This is a genomic window from Thermus neutrinimicus (assembly GCF_022760955.1).
Classification (GTDB): domain Bacteria; phylum Deinococcota; class Deinococci; order Deinococcales; family Thermaceae; genus Thermus; species Thermus neutrinimicus.
The window spans coordinates 227528-248500 of sequence record NZ_JAKTNU010000001.1 but is presented as its reverse complement, the minus strand read 5'-3'; the positions used below and the strand labels follow the sequence as shown (position 1 = coordinate 248500).

23 protein-coding genes are annotated in these 20973 nt (G+C 65.9%); 13 read left to right on the top strand and 10 right to left on the bottom strand.

All coding sequences use genetic code 11. From position 1 onward, the window contains the following. Positions 1–100: 100 nt before the first annotated feature. The 3 genes from L0C59_RS01325 to L0C59_RS01315 form a co-directional block, all read right to left on the bottom strand. On the bottom strand, positions 101–1006 hold the full coding sequence (locus L0C59_RS01325) for an alpha/beta hydrolase family protein (RefSeq protein ID WP_243089357.1): 906 nt from the start codon (positions 1004–1006) through the stop codon (positions 101–103). Beyond that, positions 1003–2019 (bottom strand): acyltransferase, encoded by a 1017-nt coding sequence (locus L0C59_RS01320; RefSeq protein ID WP_243089356.1) that lies wholly within the window; start codon positions 2017–2019, stop codon positions 1003–1005. The genes L0C59_RS01325 and L0C59_RS01320 overlap by 4 nt, the downstream gene beginning before the upstream one ends. A gap of 178 nt (positions 2020–2197) precedes the next feature. Beyond that, entirely contained in the window at positions 2198–3607 is a 1410-nt protein-coding gene (locus tag L0C59_RS01315; protein WP_243089355.1) for an SWIM zinc finger family protein, read from the bottom strand. A gap of 72 nt (positions 3608–3679) precedes the next feature. On the opposite strand from L0C59_RS01315, the gene amrS reads away from it, so the two are divergent. Further along, positions 3680–4732 (top strand): AmmeMemoRadiSam system radical SAM enzyme, encoded by a 1053-nt coding sequence (gene amrS / locus L0C59_RS01310; protein ID WP_243089354.1) that lies wholly within the window; start codon positions 3680–3682, stop codon positions 4730–4732. Beyond that, positions 4720–5523, top strand: coding sequence for an AmmeMemoRadiSam system protein B (gene amrB / locus L0C59_RS01305; RefSeq protein ID WP_243089353.1), 804 nt, complete (start codon positions 4720–4722; stop codon positions 5521–5523). The genes amrS and amrB overlap by 13 nt, the downstream gene beginning before the upstream one ends. A 94-nt stretch (positions 5524–5617) precedes the next feature. Here amrB and L0C59_RS01300 read toward each other — a convergent pair whose 3' ends face one another. The 5 genes from L0C59_RS01300 to L0C59_RS01280 form a co-directional block, all read right to left on the bottom strand. Then, positions 5618–6007 carry a hypothetical protein gene (locus tag L0C59_RS01300; protein WP_243089352.1) on the bottom strand — a complete coding sequence of 130 codons (390 nt, stop codon included), beginning with the start codon at positions 6005–6007 and terminating at the stop codon, positions 5618–5620. A gap of 78 nt (positions 6008–6085) precedes the next feature. Next, entirely contained in the window at positions 6086–6835 is a 750-nt protein-coding gene (locus L0C59_RS01295; protein ID WP_243089351.1) for an HAD family hydrolase, read from the bottom strand. Between the two features lie 13 nt (positions 6836–6848). Next, on the bottom strand, positions 6849–7232 hold the full coding sequence (locus L0C59_RS01290) for a VOC family protein (RefSeq protein ID WP_243089350.1): 384 nt from the start codon (positions 7230–7232) through the stop codon (positions 6849–6851). Next, complete coding sequence (locus L0C59_RS01285; RefSeq protein WP_243089349.1) at positions 7229–7744, bottom strand: LOG family protein; 516 nt, start codon at positions 7742–7744, stop codon at positions 7229–7231. Before L0C59_RS01285 ends, L0C59_RS01290 begins: the two co-directional genes overlap by 4 nt. A 48-nt stretch (positions 7745–7792) precedes the next feature. Next, complete coding sequence (locus L0C59_RS01280; protein WP_243089348.1) at positions 7793–8227, bottom strand: universal stress protein; 435 nt, start codon at positions 8225–8227, stop codon at positions 7793–7795. Positions 8228–8273: 46 nt separating this feature from the next. Between L0C59_RS01280 and rlmB the strand changes: the two genes are divergently transcribed. From rlmB to L0C59_RS01255, 5 genes are read left to right on the top strand one after another with little or no spacing between them, the layout of a single operon-like run. Continuing rightward, positions 8274–8990, top strand: coding sequence for a 23S rRNA (guanosine(2251)-2'-O)-methyltransferase RlmB (gene rlmB, locus L0C59_RS01275; RefSeq protein WP_243089347.1), 717 nt, complete (start codon positions 8274–8276; stop codon positions 8988–8990). 4 nt (positions 8991–8994) lie between these two features. Further along, positions 8995–10065: a M20 family metallopeptidase gene (locus tag L0C59_RS01270; protein ID WP_243089346.1), complete on the top strand. Its 1071-nt coding sequence runs from the start codon at positions 8995–8997 to the stop codon at positions 10063–10065. Then, on the top strand, positions 10050–10286 hold the full coding sequence (locus tag L0C59_RS01265) for a hypothetical protein (RefSeq protein ID WP_243089345.1): 237 nt from the start codon (positions 10050–10052) through the stop codon (positions 10284–10286). The genes L0C59_RS01270 and L0C59_RS01265 overlap by 16 nt, the downstream gene beginning before the upstream one ends. Then, on the top strand, positions 10283–11188 hold the full coding sequence (locus L0C59_RS01260; RefSeq protein ID WP_243089344.1) for a glucokinase: 906 nt from the start codon (positions 10283–10285) through the stop codon (positions 11186–11188). Before L0C59_RS01265 ends, L0C59_RS01260 begins: the two co-directional genes overlap by 4 nt. Before the next feature lie 36 nt (positions 11189–11224). Next, positions 11225–11407 carry a DUF2905 domain-containing protein gene (locus L0C59_RS01255; protein WP_243089516.1) on the top strand — a complete coding sequence of 61 codons (183 nt, stop codon included), beginning with the start codon at positions 11225–11227 and terminating at the stop codon, positions 11405–11407. Here L0C59_RS01255 and L0C59_RS01250 read toward each other — a convergent pair. Beyond that, positions 11318–13039 (bottom strand): hypothetical protein, encoded by a 1722-nt coding sequence (locus tag L0C59_RS01250; RefSeq protein WP_243089343.1) that lies wholly within the window; start codon positions 13037–13039, stop codon positions 11318–11320. The two genes, L0C59_RS01255 and L0C59_RS01250, sit on opposite strands and share 90 nt — an antisense overlap. Positions 13040–13191: 152 nt before the next feature. On the opposite strand from L0C59_RS01250, the gene L0C59_RS01245 reads away from it, so the two are divergent. The 6 genes from L0C59_RS01245 to L0C59_RS01220 are packed head-to-tail and all read left to right on the top strand — an operon-like array spanning position 13192 to position 20195. Further along, positions 13192–14025: a hypothetical protein gene (locus L0C59_RS01245; RefSeq protein WP_243089342.1), complete on the top strand. Its 834-nt coding sequence runs from the start codon at positions 13192–13194 to the stop codon at positions 14023–14025. Between the two features lie 52 nt (positions 14026–14077). Then, positions 14078–14920 carry a DUF916 domain-containing protein gene (locus L0C59_RS01240; RefSeq protein ID WP_243089341.1) on the top strand — a complete coding sequence of 281 codons (843 nt, stop codon included), beginning with the start codon at positions 14078–14080 and terminating at the stop codon, positions 14918–14920. Then, on the top strand, positions 14917–15405 hold the full coding sequence (locus L0C59_RS01235; RefSeq protein ID WP_243089340.1) for a hypothetical protein: 489 nt from the start codon (positions 14917–14919) through the stop codon (positions 15403–15405). Before L0C59_RS01240 ends, L0C59_RS01235 begins: the two co-directional genes overlap by 4 nt. Position 15406: 1 nt before the next feature. After that, entirely contained in the window at positions 15407–18520 is a 3114-nt protein-coding gene (locus L0C59_RS01230; protein WP_243089339.1) for a hypothetical protein, read from the top strand. Between the two features lie 31 nt (positions 18521–18551). Further along, a complete protein-coding gene (locus L0C59_RS01225) occupies positions 18552–19712 on the top strand; it encodes a hypothetical protein (RefSeq protein ID WP_243089338.1) in 1161 nt (386 codons plus the stop codon). Between the two features lie 51 nt (positions 19713–19763). Continuing rightward, positions 19764–20195, top strand: a complete 432-nt coding sequence (locus L0C59_RS01220) for a hypothetical protein (protein WP_243089337.1) — start codon at positions 19764–19766, stop codon at positions 20193–20195. A gap of 143 nt (positions 20196–20338) precedes the next feature. On the opposite strand, the gene folE is transcribed toward L0C59_RS01220, so the two are convergent. Further along, positions 20339–20947, bottom strand: a complete 609-nt coding sequence (gene folE / locus L0C59_RS01215) for a GTP cyclohydrolase I FolE (RefSeq protein WP_243089336.1) — start codon at positions 20945–20947, stop codon at positions 20339–20341. Positions 20948–20973: the final 26 nt, after the last annotated feature.

The window sequence follows — 20973 nt, the reverse complement described above, 5'->3', positions numbered from 1 at the left end:
GCCTTCCGGTGGAGCTCCATGCCTACACGGAGGAGGAAGCAAGGACCTTAGAACCCCTTCTTAGGCGGATGCTGGCCCAGGCCATCCCCCTTTTGACCCCCTAACGGAGCCGGGCCAGGACAAACCGTTCCACCAAGGCCTCCATGGCAGGGGTCACCGCATGGTGGAGGTCGGGGAAAAGGATTAGGTGGTCCTCCTCCCAAGGGCCAAACCCCGTGGGCCTAAGGCAGGCCCGACCCTTGGTGAGGGGCCGGGTCCAGGGTTCGCCCTCCCGGGTCAGGGCCACCTGGTACACCCTGCGGCCTGCTTTCTCCCGCACATCCCTCAGGCGGCAGGCCTGCGTGGGGGGGATAAGGGGGTCGTTGCCCGCATGCAGGATGAGGAGGGGAGCCCCCAGGCGGGGGGCATAGGGCAAGGGGCTCTGCCGGGCGTAGCAGTCCGGGCAATCCTCTGGAAGCCCACCGAAAACCTCCCGCCAGCGGGCAAGGGCATCCGGGCGGGTTCGGCGTAGGATCTCCACCTGCTCGGCGAAGTCCACGGGGCCGATGACAAAGGCCACGCCCCTGGCCCTCCCCTCCAAGGCCGCTGCCTTCAGGGCCACGCAGGCTCCCAAGGAGTAACCGGCATAGGCGTGGTACCTTATCCCAAGCCTCGTCAGCAGGCGGGCCAGAAGGGCCAGGTCCTCGGCCTCCTCCAGGCAGCCGGTGGGCTTGCCTTCGCTTTTCCCCCGGCCCCTCAGGTGGGGCACCAGGGCCATAACTCCCTTTCCCGCGTAGAGACGGCACCGCTTTTCCATGTCCGCCGTGGGTGGGCCGAACCCACCGGGCACCAGGATCACCGCCCGGTCCGCGGCCCCTCGAGCAGGGCATACCTGGGCGAACAGGGTGAGGCCATCCCGCCCATAGACCACACCCCCCTCCACCCGCTTAAGCCCCGGGCTTGCCCACCCTAGCCCCCAGAATAGGCCCAGGGATAGGACCAAGAGCCAAACCGCGAAGGCTCTCATCGGCCGAAGATGGCGGGGGACACCCTGGCCCTCCCCAGGAGGTAGGCCAGGGAAAGGGGGACGAGGAGGGCCAAGGCCAGGTAGACGACAAAAGCAGGCTTAAGCCCCAAGGGCTCGGGAAAGTCCGGGTACTTCTCCAGAAGGCGCACCACCATGGGGTGGACCAGGTAGATCTGTAAGGAATAGCGCCCCAGAAAGGCCAAGGGTGCCCGCAGGGGAGTACGGGACAAGGCGTAGGCCAAGGCCAGGAGGAGGAAGGCCATGCCGGTGGTGTACAGCCAGTGGGAGGCCTGGTAGAGGAAGGTGTTCACGGGGAGGCGCTTAAGCACCTCCAGAGCCAAGGGCAAGTACCCCCATAGCCCAAGCCCGGCCACGAAAAGGGCTAGGGGCCAAAGGCGGAGAAGACGGGGTAGGTGCTCGAGGCGGCTTGCCAAGTAAAGCCCCAAGGCAATGGCTGGGGTGTACCAAAGAACGAAGCTGGCCGGATAGGGCAAAAGCCAGTAGTGGCGGTTCAGGAAGTAGACCCCCAAGGTAAGCCCCACCCCCAGGACGAGGAAGGCCCAGCCCGGGGGCCGCCGCCTTAGGAGGGGAAGGAAAAGGGGCAGGAGGAGGGTAAGCTGCAGGGCCACCGCCAGGAAGTAGAGGTGAAAGTAGGCCTTTCCCCAAAGGAGCTGGTGGGGAAGGCGTTCCGGCTGAAAAACCCCATAATCCCAGTAGCGGAAGGCCAGATAAACCCCGCTCCAGAGGAGGTAGGGCCATAGGAGGCGAAGGGCCCGGTTTCTCAGATAGCGGCCTAAACGGAACTCCCTTAGGAAACTGGCTCCTAAGACCAGGGTGGTCATGAAGAGGAAGGCGGGCACGGCAAAGTGCAGGGTGCGGTTCGCCGCCGCCAGGAGGTGCCACTCTAGGCTTCCCGGGGAAAGCTCCCGCAGGAAGCGGCCCGTCACGTGATGCAGGACCACCTCCAAAATGGCCAGGCCCCGGAAAACCTCCACCCAGGGAAAGCGCTCCATAGCGATATTTTTACCCACCCAGCAGGCTACGGCCTGCCGGGGAGCGCGATCGTGTGGTGCACAGCGATTAGGCGAGAAGGAGAACCCTACCGGGGGACTCCCCCCAAACAAGAGGAGCCCTTCCGCATCCTGCCCGAAAAGAGATAAGCCCAGGACATCCATGCCCCCGGGAGAACCCCTAGCCCAGCAGGGGAGCCAGTTCCTCCTTCAGGGCAGGCCGCCTGGGGTAGGCCAGGACCAGGGCCAAGGCCGCCTCCTTGGCCGCCTTGGGGTCCAGGCGGGAAAGGCGCTCAAGAAGCACCCGGGCCTGGCGGTAGGCCTGGCGGCTTCCCCTTTCCACCTCACGCCTGGCCGCCTCCCGGTAAAGCCCTTTGGCCTCCTCGGGAAGCCTCTCCTCCAGGACCTCCGCCAGGCGGGGGTAGGCCTCGAGGGGAGCACCCCTTAAGAGGCGGTCCAGGGCCTTCCAGTCCTCCTCGAGGAGGTAGATGCGGGCCAGGAGGACAGGGTCTTGCACCCGGCGCAGAAGGGCCTTCCGCTCCGCAAAAAATCCCCGGCCCAGCTTGGCCTTTAGGGCCAGGTAGTCCTCGAGGTTCGGCCTCACCTCAAACCGGGCCCTGTGGTCCTCAGGAAGCCCCCGATGGGCCACCAAAAGGTCCAGAAGGGGCAGGAGCCTGGGGTCCTTGCCGAACCAGTCCCGGGCCTCCTCCGCATACCTTAAGGCCTCCCCCACCCGGCCCAGGGCCACAAGGCGCTCCACCAGAAGGAGGTAGTCCTCAACCCCTTCCAGTCCCTCCCGCAAGGCGGCAAGCCCCTCCTCCACCCGCCCCAGGCGAAAGAGAAGCTCGGCCCTAAGGGCCCGCTTAAGCTCCAAGCCGTCCCCACCCCTTAGAAGCTGGAGGGCCTCCTCCCCCCTTTCCCCCGCCACCCCCAAGAAAGCCTCCCGCAAGGCCTCGGAAGGGTACCTCAGGTAAAGGTCCAGGAGGAAGGAAAGCCTAGGGGTAAGGGACAGGTAGCGCTCCAGGGCTATCCGCAAGTAGGGCTCCGGGTCAAAGGGGGCTCCCAGCAGCGCCTCCAGGTAGGCCTCCACCTCCTCCCTCCCTACCCGGTCCAGGCGCAAGGACAAGGCCCGGGCCTCCCCCTCCCCTCCCCCCAGCCTAAACGCCCGGCGCAGGTCCTTCACCCCTTCCAGGAAGGCCTTCTTTGGGGCCAGGGCTTCCGCCAGGTAAAGGCCCACCTCGGGAAGGAGGGCGAGCCCCTTCAGGAGACCCCTGGCCTCCTCAGGGGCCAGGGCCTCAATCAGGGGTGCCAGGTCCGGGGCCTTTCCCTCCACATAGGCGTAGAGGAGGGCCACCGCATGTTTGCAAGGGAACTCGGGATAGGGGCAGGTGCAATGGCCCCAAAGCCCCGGGCCCACCTCCACCTGGTAGGGCACCTCCGCGGAGCCCTGCACCAGGCCCAACACCTTCTCCCCCACCCGGTAGACCCTGAGCACCCGGCCCTCCTTGTAATAGGCCAGCCCCCGGCGCAACACCTCCTGGGGAACAAGGGAGGCAAAGTCCCCTTCCTCCCTGGGGGGGAAAGCGGGCACGGGATCAGTTTAAGGCTTGCCATGGGAGGGAAACCCCCTGGGCGTGGTACCATGGGATGAGAAGCCTATGAAATGACCCTGACGGTTACCCTCAGGGAAGCGGATCTTAAACGCCCCTTGCCCAGGGGCTATGTGCAGTGCCGGGCCTGCGCCCACTACTGCGCCATCGCGGAAGGGGAAGCGGGGAAATGCGGCGTCCGGCGCAACTTTGGGGGCAGGCTGTACCTGGTGACCTATGGAAAGGCCGCCGCGGTTCACCTGGACCCGGTGGAGAAAAAACCCCTTTACCACTTCCATCCCGGGGAAGGAATCCTTTCCCTGGGCACCGTGGGGTGCAACCTCTTCTGCGCCTTCTGCCAAAACTGGCAGATCTCCCAGTTCCGGGAGTTCAAGGTTACGCCAGAAGGCCACCTAAACCGGCCCATCGGGGAGGACTGGCCCCCCGAGGCCATCGTGGAGAAGGCCGAGGCCCTGGGGGTGAGGCTCATCGCCTACACCTACAACGAGCCCGCCGTCTGGATAGAATACGCCCACGACACGGCCAAGCTGGCCAAGGAACGGGGCATGAAAAACGTCTTCGTCACCAGCGGCTTTGAAACCAAGGAGGCCTGGGAGTACATCCACCCCTTTCTGGATGCCGCCAACGTGGACCTGAAGGGCTTCACCGAGGAGTTCTACCGGAGGATCTGCGGGGCCCGGCTGAAGCCGGTCCTGGAGAGCCTCGAGCACCTTGTGGCCCAAGGGGTCTGGGTGGAGGTGACCACCCTCCTCCTGGAGGGCTACAACGACTCCCCGGAGGAGGTCCGGGCCATGGCCCGCTTCCTCAAGGGCCTTTCCCCCGAGATCCCCTGGCACCTCACCGCCGCCCACCCCGACTACCGCATGCTGGACCTGAGGCCCACCCGGCACAGCACCCTGGTGCGGGCCTATGGGATCGCCAAGGAGGAGGGGCTTAAGTTTGTGTACGTGGGCAACGTCCTGGACGAGGAAAGAAGCTCCACCCGCTGCCCGGATTGCGGAAGGCTCCTCCTCCGCCGCCTAGGCTTTCGGGTGGAGCCCCTTTGGCAGGTCCCCGGGGTCTGCCCGGGGTGCGGGAGGAGGATTCCCGGGGTATGGACCTGGTGAGGCCGCCGGCGGTGGCAGGCTACTTCTACCCCCTGGAGGCAAGGCGCCTTTGGCAGGAGGTGGAAGGTCTCCTGCAAGGAGCCCAAGCCCCCCCTGACCCAAGGGCAAGGGGGCTTCTTTCCCCCCATGCCGGCTACCCTTACTCGGGGAAGGTGGCGGCGGAGGGCTTTAAGGTGCTTTCCGCCTGGCGGGGAAGGGCGAGGAGAATCCTCCTCCTGGGGCCCAGCCACTTCGTGCCCTTCTTGGGGGTGGCCTTTTACCCCTACCGGGCCTGGGCCACCCCCTTGGGGGAGGTGGCGGTGGACCTGGAAGGGGGAAGCCGGCTTGTGGCCAAGGGTCCTCCCTTTTTGATCTACGAGGAGCCCTTCCGGGAGGAACATAGCCTCGAGGTCCTCCTCCCCTTCCTCCAGGTGGCCTTGCCCAAGACGCCCATCCTCCCCCTCCTCTTCGGGGAGGTGGACCCTAAAGGGGTGGCCGGGGCCCTCTTGTCGGAGCTGGGGGAAGGGGACCTGGTGGTGGCTTCCAGCGACCTTTCCCACTACCATCCCGACCCCGTGGCCAGAAGCCGGGATCAAAAGACCCTGGGAAAGGCCTTGGCCTTGGACGTGGAGGGAGTGGCCCAAGGGGAAGCCTGCGGCCACCTTCCCTGGGCCACCCTCACCGCCCTGGCCAGGGGCTTGGGCTGGAAGCCCACGCTTCTCGCCTATGCCACCAGCGCCGAGGCCTCTAAGGATGCAAGCCGCGTGGTGGGCTACGCCGCGGTGGCCTACCTGGAGGAAGGTCCACCCTAGGGTGAGGCCATAACCCCAGCGGGCAGGCGGTTTACCCGAGCGTTTCCCCAAGATGAACCAGGTGGCCCCCTTAGGGGAGGCTTACCGGTCTGGGCTAGAGCCTAAGAAGGGGCCGGAACCAGGGAATGGAAAGGATGAGGAGGGCCAAGGCCAGGGCGAAGAAAATCCGGGCCTGGGGTCTTCCCTTTCGCGCCTGGGAAAGCCCCGCGTGGGCCAGCCCCAGGGCGACAAGCCCCCCCACCCAGTGTTCCGCCACAAAGTAGCGGGCCTCGCCCGGGGTTTGCATGGTGGCCTCGAGGTTGGCCAAGGCCCCCTGAAAGAGAGGGCTTACGAAGGCCAAGAGGATCCCCAACACCACCTGCAGGGTGAGGGTGTGGGCGAAAAAGGCCCCTTCCCTGGCCCTAAAGCGCCAAAGGGCCAGGAGGCCAAAGGCCAAGACCGCCCAACGCACCAGGTTGTGCACGAAGAGGATCGCCTCGAACATAGCCCAAGGCTATCCCGGCAAGCCCTTGGTCCCCGGAAGAAAATCACAAAGGGCACCAGAACCCAGGGCAGAGGAGGGTCAAACCCCCAAAAGGGGCAGGGCCTCCCTCAGGTCCCGCACCTCCAGGTGGGCGGGATACCGGGGGTCCTTGGGGCGGTGGCCCCGGTCCACCCAGACCGCCCTGAGGCCCGCCAAAAGGGCCCCCTGGATGTCCCGCTCGGGGTTATCCCCCACCATCACCGCCTCCCCCGGGGCCAGATCAAAGGCGCAAAGGGCCATGCGGAAAAGCCTGGGATCGGGTTTGCCAAGCCCCACTTCCCCGGAAACCAAGGCGAGGGAAAAGGCCTCCCCCAGGCCTGCCCCGAAGAGCTTTTCCCGTTGCAGGTCCGGCACCCCGTTGGTGAGGAGGACCAGGATGGCGCCCTTGGCCCTCAGGGCTTCCAAAAAGTCCGGCACCTCGGGGAAAAGGGGGTAGCGGCGCCTCTCCTGAAAAAAGGCCTCCGCCAGCTCCCTTGCCCGCTCCACAGGACCGCCAAGCTCCCTAAGGGCCTCCCGGAAAACCCTTTCCCGAAAGGGCCAGGCCCACGCCGCCAGGGCTTCCAGCCCCGGGGTGGAGTAGCGGGCCCAAAGGGCCTCCAGGGCCGAGTGGCCGATGCGCTCCGCCCAGGGGTAGAAGGGAGCCTGCCGGAAGAACCCCTCTGCCCTTCTCCGGACCGCCTGGGGTAGCCCCTCCACCCCCACCTCCTGCCCCAAGCGGCCTAAAACCTCCTCGCTCACCCGGTGGTCCACAAGAAGGGTATCGTCCAGGTCCAAAAGCCAAAGCTTCATGGATCTCCTTGGGTCAGGAATGCTTTTCCAGGGGAGGCTCCCGCACCAAGACCGGGTTTTCCCCCGGGTCAAAGAGGAGGAGGTGCTCCCCTGCCTCGCGGAAGGAAAGGCCGTACTTGGAAAGCCGAAGCTTTTCGTGCTCCAGGTTCTCCACCAAGAACACCAGGCGGCCCTCCTCCACCCCCACCCGGGCAAACCCCTGCCCCTCGGGCCGGGGGCGGTTGGGCCCCTGCTCCACTCCCCCGCTCCCCGGGCGCAGGAGGAGCAGGGGCCCCTCGAGGGGGGCCAAAAGGGCTTCCCGTTCCGGGATCAGCTCCTCGAGGGCCAGCCCCAAAGCCTGGTAAAAGCTCACCCCCTGGCCCAAATCCGGCACGTACACCACAAGGGTTTCGCTCATAGGCTCCTGAGAAACGCCCGCAAATCCTCCTCGCCGGCCACCACCCGCAAAAGGGCCAGGTCCTCCGGGGCGATCTCCCCGTGGACCTTAAGGAGGGAAAGCCAGTAGGGGTCCACCGCCAGGGGCCGTCCCCAGCCCCGCCGTAGGTAGAGGAGGTTCCAGGCCAGGGTGAGCTCGGCCAAGGTTCCCACCCCCCCGGGCAAGGCCAGGTACCCCGCCCCCAGGTCCAAAAGCCTCCCGATACGCTCGGGCAAGGAAGGGGCGGGCAGCTCCAGGTCCACATAGGGGCTTGGCCCCTTGCGCTCAGGGAAAAGGGCTGGGGCCGTAACCCCCACCACCATCCCCCCCTTGGCCTTCACCCCCCGGGCCAAGGCCTCCATCCCTCCCTGGTAGCCCCCGCAGGCCAGGCCGAAGCCCTCCTCGGCCAGCACCTCCCCGTAGCGGACCAGGCGAGGGTACAAGGGGTCATCCGGGGAAACCCTGGAGGAGACGAAAACGCTAAGGAGCCGCATCCTCATGGCCCTGGCTCCCACCCCACCCCGGGGCCGGGCAGGGTGGGGTTAACGGCACCGCACCACCAGAACGGGTATCCCCACCCGGTGCAAGACCCCCTCGGTCACCGAGCCCAAAAGGAGCTTGTCCAGCCCGGTGCGCCCGTGGGTGCCCATGACCAGGAGGTCAAACCCCTTGGCCGCCTCCACGATGGTGGGTATCGGCACCCCCTCCTTCACCTCCCCCGTGGCCTCCACCCCCTTCTCCTGGGCCAGGTTAAGGGCCTTGGCGATGGCCTCCTCCCCCGCCTTTTTCAGGTCCTCCAGGAGCTCGAGGCCATAGGGGACGCTCTCGGGAGCGATCCAGATGGCTTGGGCAGGGTTCTCCAGCACGTAGAGGAAGTGAACCCTGGCCCCCAGGGCCTTGGCCAGGGAAAGGCCCTGCTCCAGGGCCTGGAAGCTACAGGGGCTTCCGTCCGTGGGCATCAGGATGGTTTTGTACATGCCTCGCCTCCTTCACCCCCATAATACCCAGCCGTAAACTCAGGCCATGTGGATCTACGGAAGGAACCCGGTCCTCGAGGCCCTGAAGGAGGGCCGGGTGAGGCGCGTTCTGGTGGCCAGGGGGGTGGAGGCCTGGCTTCTGAGGGAGCTGGAGAGGCTGGGGGCGGAGTACACCCTGGTGCCCCGCATCCAGCTGGACACCCTCCTGAGGACCACCCACCACCAGGGCCTGGCCGCGGAGGTGGAGGAGCCCCGCTACGCCCCCCTGGAGGAAGCCTTCCTTCTGGCGGAAGCCCGCAAGGAGCCTCCCCTTTTGGTCTTCTTAGACGGCATCACCGACCCCAGGAACTACGGGGCCATGATCCGAAGCGCCTTGGCCCTAGGGGCCCACGGGGTGGTCTCCGAGGAGCGCCGAAGCGCCCCCCTTTCCCCCCTGGCCCTGAAGGCCAGCGCCGGGGCCGCCTTAAAGCTTCCCGTGGTGAAGGTGAAAAACCTTCCCCGGGCCCTCGAGGAGGTCAAGCAAAGGGGGCTTTGGGTGTACGGCCTGGACCTACGGGGGGGGAAAACCCCCAAGGAGCTGGACTTCCAAAGGCCCCTGGCCTTGGTGGTGGGCTCGGAAGGGGAAGGGATGCGCCGGTTGGTGAGGGAAAGCTGCGACGAGCTTTTCCGTATCCCCATCCGGGAGGAGGCCGAGTCCCTGAACGCCTCCGTGGCCTTAGGGATAGCCCTCTACATGGCCGCCTTGGGCCGGGGTGTAGGATAGGGGGGTGGACTGGATCCGGCTTCTTTCCCGCCTCCTCCAGGCGGAAAGCCTCCCCGGGAGGGAAGGGGAAGCGGCGGCCCTTCTCCTGGAGGCCCTTAAGGGCATGGGCTTGGCGGCCACCCTGGACGAGGCGGGAAACGTGGAGGCCCTTCTGGGGGAGAAGGAACCCGAGGTGGTCCTAACCGGGCACCTGGACGTGGTGCCCGCGGGGGACCCCGCCCACTGGCCCTACCCCCAGGGCGCCGTAGCCCAGGGTGCCCTTTGGGGCCGGGGGGCGGTGGACATGAAAGGCCCTTTGGTGGCCATGCTCCTGGCCCTCGAGGCCCTTTCGCAAAAACCCCTCAAGGGGCGGGTGCGCTTCCTCGCCACGGTGCAAGAGGAGGTGGGGGGCTTGGGAAGCCGCCACGCCGCGGAAAGGCTTTCCCCTTTGGCCTTCATCCTGGGGGAACCCTCGGGAAGAAGGCTCATGCGGGGCCACCGGGGCCGGGCGGAGGTCTGGGCGGACTTTGAGGGGGAGGAGGCCCACGCCGCCCTTTCGGGCCCGGAAAACCCCCTCTTCGGCCTGGGGGAGTACCTCCTGGCCCTAAGGGAGCTCCCCCTTCCCCCCGGCCTCAAGCTCACCCCCACCCGGGTGGATACCTACCCTGGGGCCAAAAACCAGACCCCCGGGGTGGTGCGCCTGTACCTGGACGTGCGCTATGAACCCGAGGCCGACCTGGAGGGCCTTTTGCAGAGGCTCAAGGCCCTGGGGGATGCCTCGGTCTACATCCCCGAGGAGGAGCGGGCCTCGGGAGAGGTGCGCCTCCTCATCCCCGCCCTCTGGCCCCCCTACCGCCTGCCGGAGGACCACCCCTTGCTCCTGGTGGCCCTTAAGGCCCTGGGCCAGGAAAGGGCCGGCCTTTGGCCCTTCACCACCGACGCCCCCTACCTGGGAGCCAGGGCTCCCGTCCTGGGCTACGGCCCGGGGGACCCCTCCCTGGCCCACACCCCCAGGGAGCATATCCCCTTGGCCGAGGTGGAAGGGGCCGCCCAGGACTACGTGCGCCTGGTGGAGGCTTTATGGAACGCCGCCTGATCGCCGGCATCCCCTACCGCAAGCTCCTTACCGCCCCCCGGCCCGTGGCCGAGGGCGTGAAGGCGAGGCTTCAGGCCAGGGGCATCCCCGTCATCCTGGAAACCCCCTTTTCCGGCCTGCCCGAGGCCGCCTTGGGCACCTACATGGGGGATGTGAACCTCTTTGTGCCCGAGGCCCTTCTGGGGGAGGCGGAGGTAGCCCTGGAGGAGGAGATCCCATGACCGTGGTGGGCCTGGACCTAGGGGGCACCAAGATCGCCGCCGGGGTCTTTGACGGGGAAAGGCTTCTTTCCCAGGTGGTCCTCCCCACCCCCGCCGCAGGGGGGATGGCGGTGGTACAGGCCCTGGCCGAGGCCACGGCCCAGGCGGAGGCGGAGGCCGGGGTGAAGGGGGTGGCCCTCGGCCTGGGCACCCCGGGTCCCCTGGACTTCAAGGAGGGGGTGATCCGCTTTACCCCCAACATCCGGGGCCTGGTGAACTTTCCCATCCGCCGCCTTCTGGAAGAGGCCACGGGTAGGCCCGTGTACCTGGAAAACGACGCCAACGCCGCCGCCTTGGCCGAACACCACCTGGGGGCAGCCCGGGGAGAGGATACCTCCCTCTTCCTCACCGTTTCCACCGGAATCGGGGGCGGAGTGGTTCTGGGGGGAAGGGTCCTGAGGGGGGAAAGGGGGCAAGGGGGGGAGCTAGGGCACATCACCCTGCTCCCTGGGGGGCCGGTGTGCGGCTGCGGGCTGGAGGGGTGCCTCGAGGCCCTGGCCGCGGGCAGGGCCCTGGAGCGGGAGGCCTCCTACGCCTACCACCGGAAGGTGGACACCAAGGAGCTCTTCCAGCTTTTTCTGGAAGGCGAGGCCAAGGCAAGGCGCATCCTCCTGCAGGCGGCCCGCTACGTGGGAATCGGCCTGGCCAGCCTGGTCAAGGCCTTTGACCCCGGGGTGGTGGTGGTGGGCGGGGGACTGGCCCTGAACGCCCCCCAGGCGTACTGGGAGGCCTTGGAGGAAACCTACCGGCATTACCTCTCGGGCTGGGAGGTACCCCCCTTGCGCCGGGCCCTTCTGGGCGGGGAAGCAGGGCTTCTGGGGGCTGCCCTCACCGCCCATCTGGAGGTGAGGGACAAGGCGTGAGCCATTCGGATCAAACCCTCTTGAAAGCCCAGCCCCCTGGTCCTCTTGGGACTCCTTTTCCTCTATGCCCCTAAGCTTCTCTCCTGGTTCGGCCACCTGCCGGGGGATATCCGCATAGAACGGGACGGGCTAAAGGTATACATCCCCATTGCTTCCGCCCTGGTCCTTTCCCTTCTCCTCACCCTGCTTTGGAACCTCCTCACCCTTCTTCGCCGCTAGGTTCCAGACCTCCACTAGACCTTTGTCCAACGCCAGTCTCCCACCCCCACGCCCGATCCTATGAGCCCGCAGGGAAAACTCCGCCACCCCCAAACCGGAAAAACGCAGGCGGAAAGGCCCAGGGGGAAGGAGCATGCGGTGGGCGAAAGCCCCTTCCAGCCGGATATACCTTTCCCCCCAGGCCCCCCGCAAGGCCAAAAGAAGGCCCCAGGAGTCCTGGGGAGCATAGGCTTCTCCCACCAGCTCCAACACCGCCTCCTCCTCCAAGGAGGCAAAGTCCAGGTGGACCCTATCCGTGGGCTCCAAAAGGGCCAGGCCAAACCCTTGTCCCAAAGGGAAGACCCCTTGGCCGGCCTGTACGAGCAAGGCCAGTTCCCGTCCCAACCCCCTTCTTTCCCAAACCCTCCCTTCCCCAAACAGGGCCTGGCGTAGGCGTGGGCCAAGGAGGCCTTCGTACCCCTCCCCCAAGGCCTTCCGGTGCAGGGCCTCCTCCTGGTTATGACCCGCAAGAGCCAAGGCGGTGGCCGCCCGCTCATGGAGCTCGCGCCTTCGGCCTTCAGGGAGAGCGGAATAAAAAAAGCGGCGCTCCGCCTCCTTAGCAAAGCCGTAGCCTTCCCCGTAAACCAGCCATCCCTTGCGCTCCAGCTCCTCCAGGTAAGGCAGGGCCCCCAGGGCGTCCAGGACCTGCTCGGGAATGGGCCCAAAGGCCACGGATAGCCGCTCCAGGGCCACGCGGGCGGGTTCACTAAGCCAACGGGCTTGCAGGCGAAGCTGAGCCAGAAGGCGCTGAGGAAAGCTGGCCGAAACCAGCCACTCGGGGATCCATTCGGGCTGACCTCCCGCCAGGAAGTAGGCCCTGGCAGCTTGCTGGAAGCCATATCCAGCCAAGAGCCCCTGCCGGGCCTCGAGCCAGGGTAACGGGGATAGCTCCAGCACCCGCATGCGCTCCGGAGGATAGTGGGCGCGAAGCTCCAGGAAGAAGCGGGGCTCCTCCCCGGGGTCCAGGCTCAGGACCAAAAAGGCCTTGGAGCGCAGGAGTTCCCGCAAGGGCACCTGGGGATAGGGGGACTCCAGGTAGACCAAGCCCTCCGGGCGCAGGCTTTGGTGGAAGGCCAAGCCCAGAACCCGGGCCAGCTCCTGGGCCAGCTGGCGCTGGCCTGCCCCAAGGCGCCCCCTTAACACCAAGAGAAAGGGAGGGCGCAAAGGGGAAAGCTCCCGCAAGAGTTCCTGACGGCAGGAAAGGCCAGGAACGGCCTCGTAGCGGGTGCGCACCTCCTGCACCCACTCCCACAAGCCCCCCACATCCTCCAGGCCCTCCAGAACCTCCCCGTGCCCCAAGGTCTCCAGCTTGAGCCAGGAAGGCAAACCCAAAGGGTCCTGCCCCTTGGGGAAAACCTCCCGTCCCAAGGCTTGGCTTAAGCGGTGGAGCTCCACCCGAAGGTTTTGCAGGGCCGAGCCGTGACCGTAAAGGAGGTCGGCCAGGCGGCCCCTCGAGGTGGGCCCCTCCAGGGCCAGGTAGTAAAGCAGGGCCAATCCCTTGCGGGAAACCCGCAGCTCCGTGCCCTGGGAAACCACCCGAGCCCGGCCAAAAAGGGGCAGGGCATAAACCGGATCGTTAAGGGGGCGTTTCAAAGCGTTACCTTCCTTGCCCTTCATTCTACCACGAACCCAGAGGCTCTTTGAGCCACGGGCCTCCTTCCCGTAACGCCCCCGTAACGCCCTTCCCCTTAGGGTGAGGGCGTCCTGAGAGGCCACCACCTCGAGGGGCAGATTCGGAGGGATATATGCGCAAAGGCATTTTGGTAGCAGTATTGGCTTTGGCACCCCTGGCCCTGGCCCAGGCCCCCACGGTGGCCCCCACCAAGGGGAACGGCCCCGACGCCTACGCCAAGGGCGCCGACTCGGCCGCCGTGAACCAGACCATCGAGCTCATCCTCCCCAAGGCCACGGCCCTGCACCTGGACGTGACCACCCTGACCTTTGACCTCACGGGGCTGGACGGGGCCAACTGGCCCAACTCCACCCCGGATTTCGGCGGGCAGATGGTCTGCGTCTACGGGCTTACGGACCAGGACGTGAAGACCCAGCTGGGGGACAACTTCTACAACCAGGTGCAGACCCTGCCCCTGGGCACCAGCTACAGCACGGCCACCTGGCCCAACATCAGCATCAACGGGGGCGGGGCGGTGACCGCCTATCCCCCCATCAAGCTGGATAAGAACGGGGAGCTGGTGCCGGGGAGCAAGAACTACTTCGTCTGCTACCGCACCTTCATCCTGCAGAAGTTCTCTAACGGGAAGCAGTGGCACCTCACCGTGAACCGCAACGACCCCGAAAGCGCCCAAGGGATCCAGCACCTCTACATCCAGGACAACCCCTGCGACACCTTCGGCGCGGCCACGGGCCTCTACGAGCTTCCCAATGGCGCCAGCCTGGAACTGGTGCCCCGGAACCTGCAGGCCGGCCCCACGGGGACCCGTTCCGGCAACAACCCCGAGCGGTGCGGCTACAAGAGCTGGCTGGATGACCTGGTGGTGGTGGCCGTCAAGGTCAACAGCGATCTCTGGGGCAAGAGCACCGCGAACCTCACCTACACCCTGGCCACGACTGCTTGGTAAGCGACCTTGAAGGCCTGGCCCTGGGGCCAGGCCTTCGCCCTTTCGGTGAACCATGAAGCGAATCTTTCCCCTCCTCCTCACCCTGGCCCTCGGCGCCCTGGCCCAAAGCACCCTGGGTGTAGAGCCCCCCGTCCTCCTCAAGGAGGCCAAGCCGGGGGAGGTGCTCACCCAAACCCTCACGGTCTACAACGTGGGCACCCGTCCGGTGCGGGTAAGGGCCAGCCTGGGGGACTGGACCTACGACCCCATGGGAAAGATCCAGTTCCTCCCCACAGGCGCCTTGAAGGTAAGCGCAAGCCCATGGGTCACCTTTGCTCCGGCGGAGTTCCTGCTTGAGCCGAAGCAGAGCCGGCCCCTCACCTACACCCTCACCGTTCCCAAGGAGGCCACCTCGGGCACCCACTGGGGCATCCTCTTCCTGGAATCCGAGGATCCTAACCCACCTCCCGGGGTCCCCTTAGCCAACTTCCGGGTGCGCATGGCCCACGTCTTCTACGTGAACGTGCCCCCTCTAACAACCTCAGGGCGCATCACCGGGATTGTGCCCAGTCCCCCACGGGAACCTCGGGAGCCCTATCGCTTTGCCGTCCAGTACCAAAACACGGGAAACACCGCCCAAAAGCTCTCGGGCCGCTTTGAAGTGCGGGACGGAGCAGGTCGCAAGGTGGCGGAGGTGGAAGTGGAGGAAGTGGTGGTCCTTCCAGGCCAGGTACGCATCCTGCCCGTCGCCCTAGTGGGTCCCTTGCCCGTGGGCAACTACACCGCCTTGGCCATCCTCAACTACGGCGACCCCACCAAGGACGTGGCCGCAGACCTCCCCTTTACCCTGCGCACCCCCTTGGCCGCCCCTCCCGCGCCTCCTGCGGACGAGGGGGAGAAAGGAAATACCCCATGAGAAGTTGGCTGACCCTTCTCCTCTTGCTGGCTACCCCAGCCCTGGCCCAGGCCACCTGGATCGTGCAGACCCTGATCCCCGAGACCATCGCCCTCCGCACCCCCACCACCCAGATCGCCTTTGACCTTAAGGACTATCCCCCCAAGGCCTTCCCCGCCACCTACCCCGCCAGTAACCTGGAAGGTGGCATCCTCCCGGTACAGGTTTTCTCCAACGCCCCCGGGGTTTGGAGCCTCCTCCTGCAGATCCCAGACCTCAAGGACCAAAACGGGGTATTGCTTCTGCCTGCCCGACAGGTCCTCTACCGGGTGAACGGGGGGCTTTGGCTTAGGGCCGACGGCACCCCTCAGATCGTCTACACCCAGACGGGCCCCACAGGGGACTGGATGGAGATCCGCCTGGAGTTTGCCCTCGAGCTTCTCGGGAACGAGCGGGCGGGTAGTTACGTGGTCCAGGCCCTGGTCACCGCTTTGAGGCAACCTTGAGATGAGGCGTCTTTTGGTCCTTTTCCCCCTCCTCTTGGGCCTGGCCTGGGCCCAGGTGCGCTTCCTTCCCAGCCCTGGCCTCGCCGGGGCCCCGGGGGATTACCTCACCCTGAGCCTGAGGGTGGAGGGAACAGGGCCGGTGCGCTTCCGCCTCTTCCCCCCGGAGGGGTGGCAGGCCCTTTCCCAGGAAAGGCAAGCGGTGCTGGAGGGGAAGGAGGAAACCCTTGGCTTCACCCTCAGGGTACCGCCCCTGCCCGCGGGCACCCAGGGCAAGGCCTTGGTGGTGGCCTACCAAGGGGAAAAGGAGGCGGCCAGGGCCGAGGTGGCGTTAAGGGTGTTGCCCTTGATCCAGGTGGCCCTCTCCGCCCCGGCCACCCTCGAGGCCAGCTTGGGAGGACCCTTCGAGTTCCCGGTCTACGTCAGCAACCGTTCCAACCAAAAGGAGGAGTTCCTTCTACAAGCGGAAGCCGCTATGTTCCAGGTGTTTTTAAACCCACCAGGCCTAAGCCTGGCTCCCGGGGAAACCGGGGTGGTGCGGGTGCTGGTGAACCCCCAAGGGGAGATCTCCGCAGGATACCGCTTTTACCTGAAGCTTCGCGTCACCCCCAGGACAAGGCCCGAGGCCCGGAAGGAAGCCGGAGTCATCGTGCTCTTTAAGGACCCCTTTCTGGCAAGCGGCCCAAAGGGCCAGGACCCCGAGCTCATCCTGGGCCTGGGTGTGGCCTTGAGCCTGGGAGCCACCTTGGAACGAGGCCAACTCCAGGGACAGGTGGGCTACCTCTTGGCCCCGAGCCTGAGCGGAGCCCTCTCGGACTACGTGACCGCCACCGCGGCCTCAAGCCCCCTCACGGGGAGCCTGGCCGAGCCCCTTCGCCTGCCCCAGACCCTCACCTTAAGCCTCAAGGGAGAGGGCTGGGAGGCCCGGGCCCAGGGGGGGCAGGGAAGCTTCGGCCTGGCCACCACTTTTCGCCTGGACCCAGCGCGGGTGAGCCTCGAGGGCAACTACCGCCCGGAGGCCCTGGGCCTTAGGGCCAGCGCGGTGAGCCTGGACAAGAACCTGGACCTGCAAGGGGCCCTCTCCACCCAGACCGCCCCCACGGGCCGGCAGGACAACCTAAACCTGCGCTACCGGCTTCCCTTGGAGGGAGGCCTCAGCCTGGGCCTGGGCACCGACCTCAGCGGCCAGACCGGGGAGGGCTACCGCCTGTCCCTAGGCTTGAGTCAAAGCCTCACCTGGCAGACCCAGGATCTGGAGCTGGTGCAAAGCTATGGGGGCATACCCCTGGCTGGCCTTCACACCCTGGGCCTGGCGGGAGGTACCCGGAGCCTTTATCCCTTTGGCCTCCGCGGAAGCACCAGCTGGCAGCTTGGCCCCAACCAGGGCCTTTGGCAAAGCCAGCTCACCCTCTACGCCCAACCCGTGGCCGGAGCCTTCTTGAGCCTGGGGGGGAGTTACCGCCAACAGGGGGAAAGCCGCAGCTTCGGCCTCGCCCCAAGCCTCAGCACCACCTTCGGCGAACCCGGGGTCTACACCGGAAGCCTCAGCCTGGGCTACGGCTTGAACCGAAGGCTTTCCGGGGAAGCCCTGGAGAGCCAGAGCTATCAGGCCAGCCTCACCCTGGGCACCCGTGACCTAAGCCTTTCTGGCTACCTGCGCTACCTCCTTCAGGAACATCCTTTGTGGGAAGGCAGTCTCTTGCTCCGGATGGCCCTGGAGGGAGGGAGCCTCGAGGGGCAGTACCTGATCAAGCGGGGAACGGAAAAGGACTTCACCCTCTACGGAGCCGCCTGGAACCAACTCTGGCCCGGGAGCCTGCAAAGCCGCCTTTTCTACGAGTACCGCTTGGAGGAGGCCTCCAGCCAGCGCCTGGGCCTTTCCCTAGCCCAGCGCAACTTCCTAGAAGCCGGCCTCTCCTTGGGAGCCTCCTACACCCTCATCCTGCAGCCCGGGGAAGCCCGCCACGCCTTTGGCCTCAGCCTGGCCTACACCCAGACCTTTGCCTTCACCACCCCGAAGGAGATGGTGGACCTCTTTGGCGGTCGCAAGGGAGGCGAGGTGGTAGGCCAGGCCTTCCGCGACGAGAACCTCAATGGACGCCTGGACCCAGGCGAAGCTCCCCTGGCGAATCTCCGGATCTGCCTGGGAAAGATCTGCGAAACCACCGACACAGAAGGCCGCTACCGCCTCTTCGTGGCCGCTGGGGAAGGCATCCTTACCTTCCCCAACCTGCCCGCCACCTTTGCCCTTCTGGGGGAGGAACGGGTACAGGTAAGCTTAAACGCCAGCCTGGAAAAGAACCTCCCCTTCGCCCCCGCCACCACCCTGGCCGTTCAGGTGCGGGACGGTGGGAACGAGCAGGGCCTAGCCTTCGCTGGCGTCTGTGCGGAAGGGGTGGTGAAGCGCTGCACCCGGGCAGATGCCAACGGCCATGCCCTCATCGGCGGGCTTTTCCGCGGGGAATACCGGGTCTACGCCGACCCCCGCTACCTGCCCGAGGGCTACCGGCAGGAGGGCGGGGTCCAGGCCCAGGTGGACCCCAGCGCACCCCCCAGGGCTATCCAGGTGGTGGCCCTCCCCCCCAAGCGGGAGGTGGAGGTGACCTATACCGCAGGCCGCCTTAGCTTGGTGGCCACCGCCGACCCCACCGCCCCCATCGCCGGAGCGGAGGTGGAGGTCAAGGCATTGATCCAAGGAGAAGCAGAGCGGGTCTTTTTGGACCTACCCTCGGGTCCGGTTCCCCTGGCCCGCCAGGAGGGAAACTTCTACACAGCTCGGATACGCCTAACCCTACCTCCAGGGTTCCACTCCCTGTCCGTGAAGGCTAGGGGTCAGGAGGAAGTGGAAGCCCCTCTTTTCCTTCAGGTGGTTCCCGGCCCTCTTTACAACCCCCGTTCCCTCGAGGGCCCTAAGGTGAAGATCACCCTACGCTTCCGGGCCACCCAGGTGGTCCTCACGGAAAAAGGCCAAAGCTTCGCCCTAAAGAGCGAAGACGGCTACTCCTGGACCGGGGAAGTGCCCTTGGGCCCCGGTCGCTACACCCTTTTGGTGCTGGCCGACGGGGAAACGCTAGGACCACTGGAGCTGGGCATCCCCTCGGAGAGCGCAAACCATTGAGGTAAAGGATTTAGGAAAGGAGAGGATGGGTATGCGGTATTGGTACGGGATTCTTTTAGCAGTGGGGTTCCTTGGGGCCTGCTCCCAGGCTCCCCAAGGCGTGAAGCCCCAGGTGGCGGTAGGCGCCTCGGTGACGGTGGAAAAGACGGCGGTGCCCAAGTTCAAGCGCACTTACCGCTGGACCATGGAGAAGAAGGTGACGGACCCGGCAAGCGGAAACCTTACCCTGGCTCCAGGGCAGTCCTACCTGGTCAAGTATGCGGTGTACCTGCTGGGCACCCCCACGGATTCGGACTTCCAGGTGGAGGGGACGGTCACCCTCAAGAACACCGGCAGCGTGGACGTCCTCCTGCAAGCCCCCAGCGATACCCTCTCCACAGGGGAAACCGTGGCCCTTAGCTGCGGCGTAAGCTTCCCCTACACCCTGCCCGCAGGGCAAACCCTTAGCTGCACCTACAGCCAACCCTTGCCGGACGGGCAAAGCCGCACCAACACCGCCACGGTGAACTGGAGCGGCAATGGGGAAAGCGGCACTGCCTCGGGCCAGGCCAGCTTCGCCTTCAGCACCCCCACCCAGGTGGTGGACGGTAGCGTGCAGGTAAGCGACCCCTCGGCCACCCTGGTCAAGGCCATCAGCGGCATCACTCCTGAGGGCGTGATCTCCCAGACCTACTTCTTTGAGCGCTGGGTCAGCTTTGAGGGATGCGGGGAGTACCAGGTGGACAACACCGCCACCTTCACCACCTCCACCACCCTGACCCAGGGTTCCGCCTCGGCCACGGTAAAGGTTTCCGTGCCCTGTACGGGTGGGTGCACCCTAACCCAGGGTTACTGGAAAACCCATTCCCGCTACGGCCCCGCCCCCTACGACGACACCTGGGCTAAGGTAGGCGAGGACACCTCCTTCTTCAATTCCGGACAGAGCTACCACGGGGTTCTCTGGACCTCACCGAGCGGTAACGCCTACTACATCCTGGCCCACCAGTATATTGCCGCCAAGCTGAACATCCTGAACGGGGCCTCCACCACCTCCGAGGTGGATGCGGCCTTGGCCTGGGCGGAAAGCTTCTTCGGCACCTATGAGCCCAGCGACTCCCTGAGCAAGCCCCTGGCCAACCAGGCCAAGGGATACGCCGCCACCCTGGACAGCTACAACAATGGCCTCATCGGTCCAGGCCATTGCTCAGAGTAAAGGTTCCTTCCCAGAGGGCCTCTGGCCCTCTGGGAAGCTTCTGGAGGAAGCATGAAAAAGATCGTCTGGCTCCTGATCCTCAGCCTTGCAGCCTGCTCAGCGCCTCAGGGCATCAGGACCACGGGAAAGCTGCGCATCCAGAGCGTCCAACCCGACGTGGTCTTTGGGTGCACCGTGCGGGCCGGGGATTGGATGGCCCTCAAGGGCAACACCTTCGGCACCCAAGAGGAATGGGATGCGGGCATCCACCGCGCCCTTTTTCCCCCGGATCCGGGCCTGCCCGCACAAAACCCCGAGATCACCCAGGCTGAGGATCCCGCAACCTTGATGTTCCGCGTACCCATGGGAGCGGAAAGCGGGATCCTCAGGGTTCACGTGGAAGGCGTGGGGGATGCGGAAATCCCCATTGCGGTGGAAGGCATCTCCCCTGAAATGGCAGTGCCGGGATGCGAGGTGCCTGCGCCGCCGCAAAACCCCGAGTAAAAGCCCTGGGCCAAACCCCCCTGCCCAGGCAGGGGGGTTCATACCACCCCACCTTGGCGCAGCCAAGGTGGGGACCCCGGCACATCCCTTCTCTAGGCCAGGTTCTCAGGCACCCCAGGAGCGGGGTATAGCGAGCAAGGGTATCACTTTAGGTGGCTCAGAAACTCTTCCCGGGTCTTCTGGCTCTCCCGCAAGACCCCCAGCATGGCGCTGGTCACGGTGCGGGAGTGCTGCTTTTCCACACCCCGCATCATCATGCAAAGGTGCACCCCCTCCACCACCACCCCTACCCCCTGGGGCTCGAGGATCTCCTGAATGGCCTCGGCGATCTGAACGGCCAGGCGCTCCTGCACCTGAAGCCTTCTTGCAAACATGTCCACGATGCGGGCGAACTTGGAAAGGCCCAGGATCTTCTCGCCCGGAATGTAGCCGATGTGCACCTGGCCGAAAAAGGGAAGGAGGTGGTGCTCGCACATGGAGTAGAACTCTATGCCCTTCACCACCACCATCTCGCTCCCCTCGGCGGGGAAGATGGCCCCGTTGACGATGGCCTTCAGGTCCTGGCGGTAGCCCCGGGTGAGGAAGGCCCAGGCCTTGGCCACCCGCTCGGGGGTCTTCAGGAGGCCCTCCCGGCTGGGATCCTCCCCGATGACCTCCAGCCATTCCGCCGCAAGGCGCCTTAGGCGCCCCAGGTCCACGTGGGTTTCAAAGGTAAGACCCGTATCCTCGAGCTCCACCATCTTGCGTTCCATCTTGCCACCCCCGGTTCGCTCCCTAT